This window comes from Klebsiella sp. OBRC7, from assembly GCF_000293135.1.
Lineage (GTDB): Bacteria > Pseudomonadota > Gammaproteobacteria > Enterobacterales > Enterobacteriaceae > Klebsiella > Klebsiella michiganensis.
The window spans coordinates 1-8,231 of the sequence record NZ_ALNJ01000055.1 but is presented as its reverse complement, the minus strand read 5'-3'; the positions used below and the strand labels follow the sequence as shown (position 1 = coordinate 8,231).

The window sequence follows — 8,231 nt, the reverse complement described above, 5'->3', positions numbered from 1 at the left end:
ACGAGGTGCGCAAATGAAAAGACGTGACACCATCGTGCGCTACACCGCGCCGGAGCGAATCAACCACTGGGTCACCGCCTTCTGCTTCGTGCTGGCGGCGGTAAGCGGGCTGGGCTTTTTCTTCCCGTCCTTCAACTGGCTGATGCAAATCATGGGCACCCCGCAGCTGGCGCGTATTCTGCACCCGTTCGTGGGCGTGATTATGTTTGCTTCGTTCATCATCATGTTCTTCCGCTACTGGCACCACAACCTGATCAACCGGGACGATATTTTCTGGGCGAAAAATATTCGCAAGATTGTCGTCAACGAGGAAGTGGGCGACACCGGGCGCTATAACTTCGGCCAGAAATGCGTGTTCTGGGCGGCGATTATCTTCCTGGTGCTGCTGCTGGTGAGCGGCGTGATCATCTGGCGTCCGTACTTTGCGCCGGCCTTCTCCATCCCGGTTATCCGCTTCGCGCTGATGCTGCACTCCTTCTCTGCGGTGGCGCTGATTGTGGTGATCATGGTGCATATTTACGCTGCGCTGTGGGTGAAAGGCACCATTACCGCGATGGTGGAAGGCTGGGTCACGAAGACCTGGGCGAAGAAACATCACCCGCGCTGGTACCGTGAAGTCCGCGAAAAGCAGGATAAGCGCCAGTCGTAGGCCCGAGCGCGTTGTTCGTCTCTGAAATGGCGTCGTATATCGACGCCATTTTTTTGCGGATAACGCGCTGTTTTGACAACGTTAGCCAGAGTGCGCCGCAGGCAGAAGCGGCACGTTTCCTGTTTCGCTCAAGCCATGGCGCAGGGCAGCTAATCCTAACGGTGCATAGTCGGGGATATCGATATCAGGTATCGTAGCGCACACATTGCGATGTCCCGGGTATATCCCGTATGCCGATTGCGGTTATCATTAATAACATCACCAGAGCGGGCGCATGATGCCCGCCAAATCGCAGAGCGGACGTGACCATCGCCGAATCTGCTGAAACCAGGAAGTGACTGAATGAGCATTCGTATCATCCCGCAAGATGAGCTGGAAAAGAGCGAGAAACGCGCGACGGATATGATCCCGCCGTTGTTGTTTCCCCGACTCAAAAATTTATATAACCGTCGCGCCGAACGCCTGCGCGAACTGGCTGAAAATAACCCGCTGGGTGATTACCTGCGCTTTGCCGCGCTTATCGCCCACGCGCAGGAAGTAGTGCTGTACGACCATCCGCTGCAGATGGATCTCACCGCGCGCATCAAAGAAGCGAACGACCAGGGTAAACCGCCGCTGGATATCCACGTTTTGCCGCGCGATAAGCACTGGCACAAGCTGCTGCATTCGCTGATTGCCGAACTGAAGCCGGAGATGAGCGGCCCGGCGCTGGCGGTCATCGAGAATCTGGAAAAAGCCTCCGAGCAGGAGCTGGAACTGATGGCAAGCGCGCTGTTTGCGTCCGATTTTGCCTCTGTCAGCAGCGATAAAGCGCCGTTTATCTGGGCCGCGCTCTCGCTCTATTGGGCGCAGATGGCCAGCCTGATCCCCGGAAAGGCCCGCGCTGAATATGGTGAACAGCGTCAGTTCTGCCCGGTTTGCGGCTCGATGCCGGTCTCCAGCATGGTGCAAATTGGTACCACACAGGGCCTGCGCTATCTGCACTGCAACCTGTGCGAAACCGAATGGCACGTGGTGCGCGTGAAGTGCAGCAACTGCGAACAGACGCGCGATCTGCACTACTGGTCACTGGATAACGAGCAGTCGGCGATTAAAGCCGAAACCTGCGGCGACTGCGGTACCTACCTGAAGATTCTCTATCAGGAAAAAGACCCAAAAGTGGAGGCCGTAGCCGACGACCTCGCCTCTCTGGTACTGGACGCACGGATGGAACAAGAGGGCTTCGCCCGCAGCTCCATCAACCCGTTCCTGTTCCCTGGCGAAGGGGAATAACGGCAGGCATCATGTCGGGCGGCGCCTGCTGCCCGGCTTACCATTGATAAGGCGTAAATACTCCCGGTATGCCGGCAAAATCTTTGGTTTTGCGAGCAGCTTTCCAGAATCACTTCCCAACGAAAATCGCCGGTTTTCTTTTGTTCACAATCAGGCTATAACACTGTATATCCAAACAGCTTAAGGGAATGAAAAATGGCGCTTGAAAAGGGTATCGCAGAGCTGGTGCGGGAATTTATCGATGCGGGCCGCCTCTCATCGCGCGAACAGAATATTGATGACCGGAGACGCGACTATCTCGCCAGTACGGTACTGGCTGGGGAACAGGAAAAGCGCGTTCAGGTAGAAGATATCGAACTCGACGGCATGGCATTTCGCGTTGTCTCTCCCCTTAACGCTTCCGGCGCACTGCCTGCCGTAATCTATTTCCACGGTGGCTGCTTTATCAGCGGCGGTTTCGCCACGCATGACCATCAGCTCCGCCAGCTGGCATACCACAGCGGCTGCCGCGTTATCGCCGTGCAATACCGGCTGGCGCCGGAGCATACTTTCCCTGCCGCCCATGACGATGCGGAGAGAGGCGCGCTGATTATTCACCGCCGCGCGGAGCAGTTAGGCATCGACGCTTCCCGTATTACGCTGGCTGGCGACAGCGCCGGGGGACACCTGGCATTAGTGACCGCCCTGCGGCTCAAAACAGCGCAGGCATGGCAACCTGCGCAGCTGGTTTTGATTTACCCGATGCTGGACGCCACCGCCAGCATGAAGAGCTATATCGATAACGGTAAAGATTACATCATCACCGAAGATACCCTGCTCAGCGGCTATGAAATGTACCTTTCCACGACGGCGCTCCACCACCCGGAAGCCAGCCCACTGTGGCGTAAAGACTTTCACGGCTTACCGCCGGTGCATATTCTGACTGCGGAATACGACCCTTTGCGTGATGAAGGCGAAGCGCTTTACCAGCGCCTGCTTGAGCAGGGCGTTGACTGCACCTGTCAGCGTTATCTCGGGGTGATTCACGGCTTCTTTCAGCTGGGCGGTATCAGCCCGGCGGCAGGCAGCGCGATGAGAGATATCGCCTGGCGGGTTAAAACACCAGGCCGATAGATAAGCGTGAAGCGAGGCTACTCCTCTTCGTTACCGCCCTCTTCATACGGGCCGAATGGCTTCGCGGGAAGAACAATATAGATACCCTCAAAAACCGCGCCCAGCCGCTCGTCGCCAAATAGTTCAACCTGCAGCTGAACGCGCGCTTTGCGGCCTCGCGCCAGCCGGTCAAGATCGCCACTTAACGAGCCAAGATCGGCAACGGCGCTGGGGCGTCCGCTAATAGGCTGACTGTAGCGGATATGCGCATCGGCAAGAATAATTGTGCCGCCAAGATGCCGCTCGCGCAGCATCAGCCAGATAAGCCCCCAGCCGGTTAACGTTGCCTGAGAAAACAGGCTGCCGGCGAACAGCGTATGGTGCGGGTTCTGATTACCGGCTTCCGGCATAGTGGTGATAAACTTTTGCCCGGTATACTGCTGAATGCGCACGCCCATTTTCTCGCTGAGAGGGATGTGCTGATACCAGGCCTGCTGCAGCTGAGCGCACCAGTCGCCGCGATGTAAAATATCGTCCAACGAGGCTATCGGCTTAATCATCAGAAAATGACGGATCGGCGTGGTCGTCGGCGTCGTGATTTCGCCCTGGTTCACAAAACCGAGCTTAGCGAAGAACTCCACCGCATCTTCGCGGGCGCTACAGGTCACGCGCTTAACGCCTTCCTGACGGGCGACGGACTCCAGCGTCATCGCCATCAGGGTTCCCAGCCCTTTATCCTGTACTGACGGATGGACGGCCATGAAACGGATAGAAGCTTCGTTTTCCGCATTCACATACAGCCGCCCGACGGCAACCAGATTGCCCTCTTCATCGACCACCATTTGATGGTGCGCCATCGCATCCCACGCATCGCGCTCGGACCCTTTCGGCTGATGCAGCGGCTTACGCAGCATCTCCCAGCGGAACTGGTAGTAGCTCTCTAACTCTTCTTCTGTTTGCGGTACACGAAGGTGATACATAGCTGTACTCTCTTTTGTTACCCGCAGCCTGCCCGGAAGCTGGCTCATACCTGCAACCAAAAGGTCACGGGACCATCATTCAACAGAGAAACCTGCATATCGGCAGCAAATCTCCCGGTCTGCGTATTCATTTGCTGCTGGCGGCAGCGCTCAACGAAATACTCGTACAGCGCTTCCGCTTTATCCGGCGCGGCCCCTTTCGAAAAACCAGGACGCATCCCGCGTTCGGTATCCGCTGCCAGCGTAAACTGTGAAACCACCAGCACGCTGCCGCCAGCCTGCTGCACGTTCAGATTCATTTTGCCTTCAGCATCGTTAAAAATACGGTATCCCAGCACGCGCTCGCACAGGCGGTTCGCCTTTTGCTCATCATCGTCTCTCTCGACGCCTAACAGCACCAGAAGCCCGGGGCCGATTTCGCCCGTCACTTCACCCTCCACGGTAACGCTAGCTCGGGATACGCGTTGAATTAATGCAATCATGATTGTTCTGTTTCTTCTTTTTTCAGTTTGCGGTATTCACCGAGAGTGACAGTAATTTCAGCGCCAAGCAAGACGATACACCACGTCCAGTACACCCAGACAAACAAAATAGGCACCACGGCAAGCACGCCATAAATCAGCTGATATGACGGGAAAGCGGTGATATATAAAGCAAAAGCTTTCTTACCCGCCTCAAAGAGCAGCGCCGCGACCAGGGAACCGATTATCGCATCGCGGTTACGCACCTCGGCCGTCGGCACAATGCTGTAAAGCAGCCAGAATGCCACCCAGGATAAAATAAGCGGAAAAATACGCAGCACATCGTCAATCACGCTATTCAGGTCGCTGGCCCAGCGTAACGACAGAAGATAGGAGCTGATCGCCAGGCTGGCCCCCGCCAGCAGCGGCCCCAGGGTAAGGATCATCCAGTAAACGGCAAAGGAGTAGGTTTTTGGCCGGGTTCGGGTACTGCGCCAGATGGTGTTCAACGCGCTATCAATGGAGTACATCAACAGCAGCGATGTCACAATCAGGCCGAAAGCGCCCACGGCGGTCATCCGGCTGGAGTTGGCGACAAACTGCTCAATATAGCCCTGAATGACATCTCCGGTTGCCGGAATGAAATTGGCGAAAATAAAGTGGCGAATCTGGATACTGACATCAGAAAACATCGGAAATGCCGCGAACAGCGCAAAAACGACGGCAATCAGCGGCACAAGGGAGAGTAACGACACATAGGCAAGATTCCCCGCCAGTGTCGTCATATTATCTTCATCAATACGCCGCCATAACAGCTTTAGCCAGGCGACCAGCGGCCGCAGATGGCGCGTTGTTTTTTGATGAACGGTTTTTAGCATAGCTGTTTAGCAAAGTAGTTGGGGATGGTTTCCTTCCCGGTCACCAGAATACTGGTTATGCCCAGCTGGTTAGCTCCGGCGATATTGTCCGCGTTATCATCGAAGAAGACCGTATCGTCAGCGGCGAAACCTTCAGCGTCGAGGACGCTCTGATAGATCCGCGCTTCCGGTTTACGCATCCCCATCTCTTGAGAAAGATAGATATGGTCAGCAACGGCGCGTATCTCAGGGTACTCATCCGGCCAGAAAGTCGTATGCAAACGGTTCGTGTTGGACAGAACCACAACGCGATGCCCCTGCTCGCGTAATTTTTGCATAATCGCGATAACCTCCGGGCGCAGGGCAACGAAAACCGCCTGCCAGCCGTGGGAGAACTGCTCGTAGCTTAGCGACATGTTCATTTCATGGCACATCGCCGCCGCAAAATCTTCGTCGCTGATTTCACCGCGCTCATGCTGGTGGAACGCTTCGCCCATGGTGAAATGCTGCTGCAGCGTCGCAAGGGGAATGCGCGTTAAATCACTCCACGTCCCGAGCACCCGGTTGAAGTCAATATCGACAATCACATTACCTAAATCAAAGATATAGAGCATGGTCCTCTCCTTTTGCACCGTGGAAAATTAACTGTAGCGGGAAAGGGGGAGTTTGACTATGGGCGACAGGGCTTTGTACAAAAAAGAAACCCTGCCATTGAGGCAGGGTTCAGATAGCAGAAAGAAGCGTTAATTAATCTTCTTTCGCACCGCGCATCGCGCGTTTACGGTCGTTCTCGGTCAGGTGACGTTTACGGATACGGACAGAAGTCGGGGTGACTTCTACCAGTTCGTCGTCATCGATGAACTCCAGAGCCTGCTCCAGGGTCATCTTAACCGGCGGAACCAGAACCGTTGCTTCGTCAGTACCGGACGCACGCATGTTGGTCAGTTTCTTACCGGTCAGGCAGTTTACCGTCAGGTCGTTAGAACGACTGTGAATACCGATAATCTGACCTTCGTAAACTTCTGCGCCGTGGCCCAGGAACAGCTTACCGCGATCCTGCAGGCTGAACAGTGCGAACGCAACCGCTTTACCCTGGCCGTTGGAGATCAGAACACCGTTCTGGCGCTGACCCACATCACCCGCACGAACGTCGTCGTAGTGGCTGAAGGTGGAGTACAGCAGACCGGTACCGGAGGTCATGGTCATGAATTCTGAACGGAAGCCGATCAGACCACGGCTTGGGATCACGTAGTCGAGACGTACGCGGCCTTTGCCATCTGGATTCATGTTTTTCAGATCGCCTTTACGCTCACCCAGCGCCTGCATCACAGAACCCTGGTGCTGCTCTTCAACGTCCAGCGTGACGTTTTCGAACGGCTCTTGCTTACGGCCATCGATTTCGCGGAAGATAACTTTCGGACGGGAAACCGCCATTTCGAAACCTTCACGACGCATGTTCTCGATAAGAACGGACAGGTGCAGTTCACCACGGCCAGAAACGCGGAATGCGTCTGCATCCGGCGTTTCTTCAACGCGCAGCGCGACGTTATGTACCAGCTCTTTGTTCAGGCGGTCAAGAATCTGACGAGAGGTAACGTACTTACCTTCTTTACCACAGAACGGCGACGTGTTAACGCAGAAGAACATAGAGACGGTCGGCTCATCAACGGACAGTGCCGGCAGCGCTTCAACATTCTGCGTATCGCAGATGGTGTCAGAGATGTTCAGTTCGCCCAGACCGGTGATCGCGATAATATCGCCAGCTTCTGCGACGTCGCTCTCGATACGCTCAAGGCCCAGATGGGTCAGAACTTTACCGACTTTACCGTTACGGGTTTTGCCTTCGCTATTAATGATAGTGACCTGCTGGTTCGGCTTCACTTTACCGCGCTTGATGCGGCCGATGCCGATGACGCCAACGTAGTTGTTGTAGTCCAGCTGGGAGATTTGCATCTGCAGCGGGCCATCAAGGTCAACGTTCGGCGCCGGTACGCGATCGACGATGGTTTGATACAGCGGCGTCATGTCTTCAGCCATATCTTCGTGATCCAGACCCGCGATACCGTTCAGCGCAGAAGCGTAAACGATAGGGAAGTCCAGCTGCTCGTCGGTAGCGTCGAGGTTAACGAACAGGTCGAATACCTGATCGACAACCCAGTCAGGACGCGCGCCCGGACGGTCAACTTTGTTGATAACAACAATTGGCTTCAGGCCATGAGCAAAGGCTTTTTTGGTCACGAAGCGCGTTTGCGGCATCGGACCATCCATTGCATCAACGACCAACAGAACGGAATCAACCATGGACATGACACGTTCAACTTCACCACCGAAGTCGGCGTGCCCTGGGGTATCAACGATGTTGATACGGTAGTCATTCCATTTGATAGCGGTGTTTTTAGCCAGGATGGTAATCCCGCGCTCTTTCTCCAAATCGTTGGAGTCCATCACTCGCTCTTGAGTTTCGGCACGCGCGTCGAACGTACCGGATTGCTGTAGCAGCTTATCAACCAGGGTAGTTTTACCATGGTCAACGTGCGCGATGATGGCGATATTACGCAAATTTTCGATCACAACTTTGCCTCAGGCATTAGAAATAGCGCGTTATTGTACACGGATTAATCGCAGTACAAAACAGGATCACAAACATCCTCCGCAAACAAGTATTGCAGAGATTCTTTGTGATCGCTTTCACGGAGCGTTAAAAGGGTTATTAAAGGTCAATTGCACCAAATAAGTGCCCAATGTTCACACAAATGCACTATATTGGTGCAATGCATTCATTTTGGTGCAGCCCTTTTGCACGATGATGTGCATGATAACGCCTTTTGGGGGCAATTTAAAAGTTGGCACAGATTTCGCTTTATATTTTTTAAGGCAACAACGCCACTTTTCGTAGTTAAAAAGTTTTCGTTTCCACGAC

Annotated in this window: 8 protein-coding genes; 3 read left to right on the top strand and 5 right to left on the bottom strand. The window is 54.5% G+C overall.

The features are described 5' to 3' along the window. Window positions 1-13: 13 nt before the first annotated feature. The 3 genes from fdoI to HMPREF1144_RS12140 all read left to right on the top strand — a co-directional run bounded on the left by fdoI (window position 14) and on the right by HMPREF1144_RS12140 (window position 3,034). The gene (gene fdoI, locus HMPREF1144_RS12150; protein WP_004107380.1) at window positions 14-649 is read left to right on the top strand and encodes a formate dehydrogenase cytochrome b556 subunit; all 636 of its coding nucleotides are present in this window, start codon (window positions 14-16) and stop codon (window positions 647-649) included. Between the two features lie 342 nt (window positions 650-991). Continuing rightward, the gene (gene fdhE / locus HMPREF1144_RS12145) at window positions 992-1,921 is read left to right on the top strand and encodes a formate dehydrogenase accessory protein FdhE (protein ID WP_004132861.1); all 930 of its coding nucleotides are present in this window, start codon (window positions 992-994) and stop codon (window positions 1,919-1,921) included. Between the two features lie 195 nt (window positions 1,922-2,116). Next, window positions 2,117-3,034 (top strand): alpha/beta hydrolase, encoded by a 918-nt coding sequence (locus tag HMPREF1144_RS12140; RefSeq protein WP_004855869.1) that lies wholly within the window; start codon window positions 2,117-2,119, stop codon window positions 3,032-3,034. 17 nt (window positions 3,035-3,051) lie between these two features. Here HMPREF1144_RS12140 and fabY read toward each other — a convergent pair whose 3' ends face one another. The 5 genes from fabY to typA form a co-directional block, all read right to left on the bottom strand. Next, window positions 3,052-3,993 carry a fatty acid biosynthesis protein FabY gene (gene fabY, locus HMPREF1144_RS12135; protein WP_009652900.1) on the bottom strand — a complete coding sequence of 314 codons (942 nt, stop codon included), beginning with the start codon at window positions 3,991-3,993 and terminating at the stop codon, window positions 3,052-3,054. Window positions 3,994-4,037: 44 nt separating this feature from the next. Continuing rightward, entirely contained in the window at window positions 4,038-4,475 is a 438-nt protein-coding gene (dtd, locus tag HMPREF1144_RS12130) for a D-aminoacyl-tRNA deacylase (protein WP_042927610.1), read from the bottom strand. After that, window positions 4,472-5,332, bottom strand: coding sequence for a virulence factor BrkB family protein (locus tag HMPREF1144_RS12125; protein WP_004127107.1), 861 nt, complete (start codon window positions 5,330-5,332; stop codon window positions 4,472-4,474). The genes dtd and HMPREF1144_RS12125 overlap by 4 nt, the downstream gene beginning before the upstream one ends. Continuing rightward, entirely contained in the window at window positions 5,326-5,925 is a 600-nt protein-coding gene (yihX, locus tag HMPREF1144_RS12120; RefSeq protein WP_004127106.1) for a glucose-1-phosphatase, read from the bottom strand. Before yihX ends, HMPREF1144_RS12125 begins: the two co-directional genes overlap by 7 nt. A gap of 133 nt (window positions 5,926-6,058) precedes the next feature. After that, the gene (gene typA, locus HMPREF1144_RS12115) at window positions 6,059-7,882 is read right to left on the bottom strand and encodes a ribosome-dependent GTPase TypA (RefSeq protein WP_009652898.1); all 1,824 of its coding nucleotides are present in this window, start codon (window positions 7,880-7,882) and stop codon (window positions 6,059-6,061) included. Between the last annotated feature and the right edge of the window lie 349 nt (window positions 7,883-8,231).